The sequence below is a fragment of the Microcoleus sp. S13_C5 genome (genome assembly GCF_036700845.1).
In the GTDB taxonomy this organism is placed as follows: Bacteria; Cyanobacteriota; Cyanobacteriia; order Cyanobacteriales; family Microcoleaceae; genus Microcoleus.
Map to the genome: position 1 here is coordinate 1 of NZ_JAUBPR010000282.1, position 1,513 is coordinate 1,513.

General features: G+C 40.7%; 1 protein-coding gene. It reads left to right on the forward strand.

What is annotated here, in order from left to right:
* Nucleotides 1-150: 150 nt before the first annotated feature.
* Nucleotides 151-1,446 (forward strand): hypothetical protein, encoded by a 1,296-nt coding sequence (locus QUA04_RS29605; protein ID WP_333264354.1) that lies wholly within the window; start codon nucleotides 151-153, stop codon nucleotides 1,444-1,446.
* The last annotated feature ends 67 nt before the right edge of the window (nucleotides 1,447-1,513 follow it).

Sequence of the window (1,513 nt, forward strand, 5' to 3'; positions counted from 1 at the left end):
GAATCCATTGAAAAACTAGAATTACTGTTACATAAACTTTTAAATGAAGGAGAATTAATTATGAAATGGAACCGAAATATCAAAAACAAAGGTAACGCGAGTTAATGCAGTTTAGATGTCGAACAGCTTACTCTTTTAGGCCAAAAAGTATTGCCAACAGGCTATCAGCCTGCAACAAGAGTCATTACCATTGTTTGTCATGTGGAAAGTCGCCCCGAATGGTTTGATGGAAACGTGGGAATTATTGATGAGAAATTTTGGCAAGATGAAAACGGCAAGCTAAATTTTGACTTCCTATATTTAGAGGATAGGGAGCGTTGTCAGAAGCATTTTTTGCAATTCGGCTCCTTTGACCTGCTAGAAAAATATGGCGTACACCAATATGATGACTCTGACGACAGCAATGACGGCGGACATACAGCTATAGTTTATGTAGATGCTCCTTTGTTAAGAGCGTGTAATCTGATTGACCTTCCCGGTTACTCTGATAAACAAGATGAAGTATCGAAGGATGTTGAGAAAGCTAATAGTGCCACCAAAATTGCTAATGTCTTGCTTTATGCTTCTCCTGCCAAGGGTCACATCAATGGTCAAGATATGGTGCGACTTCGGAATTTGCTGCGTTTGTTGCCGGCCCCAGAGAATGAGTGCAACGACTTTCCGACGCTAGGCAATTTCTTTATTGTGGCGACACACGCAGATCCGAGTATCCCTGACGATGAGCTTCCCAAAATTCTCAATAAAGCTTCAGCCAGACTGTATAAAGAACTTGATGAAACTGCTATAGAGTTTCGTCGGAAGCTAACAAAGCGCGATATTATCAAGGAAGATGTGCAAAAGCGTTTCTTCACTTTCTGGTCAGAAAAGCCGGAGCGCTGTCAGCGTCTCTTTGATGATTTAACTCAACTCCTCTGCGAGACTCTTCCTAAACCAGTCATCTCTCGTATCGACCGCGAAATTAATGCGGTCAAAAATGACAAAAAACAAGAATACGCTAACTCGATTGAGCAATATCAAACAACTGTTGCCAAAATAGAGGAGTATCGAAAGGAGCTTGACAAAGCGCAGAAAAATGAACCTGAACGTCAGCGAGAAATGCGGCAAAAACGCAGTCAAGTGAGCAAACAAATTAAGGAATTAGAGAAAGATACCCGCCAATCATTTCAGACCTATGCGGCAAAAAAGATCGATGTAGAGTTTATAGAACAAATGATTCGCCAGAGATACGACAAAGAGAAAGAGGCTCAAGAATACGCTTTCGGTTATTTACTCGATATGCTGCAAAGTCATTTAGAAAGTCGGATTAGTGGCAATACTGAAAAGCTCAAGGCTGAGATTGACGCCTTTCTGGAAAAATACCCAGTGCCTAAACTTCCCAACAAAGATGGAATAGTAGTATCTATTCCCTTCGATACAAAAGGAGCTTTTCTTGGTGGGATAAGCTGATACGCAGCTAGATTGTATAATAGAAATATAAGATAAGCGATCATTAGTTAGAATGTATGCCAGCCAA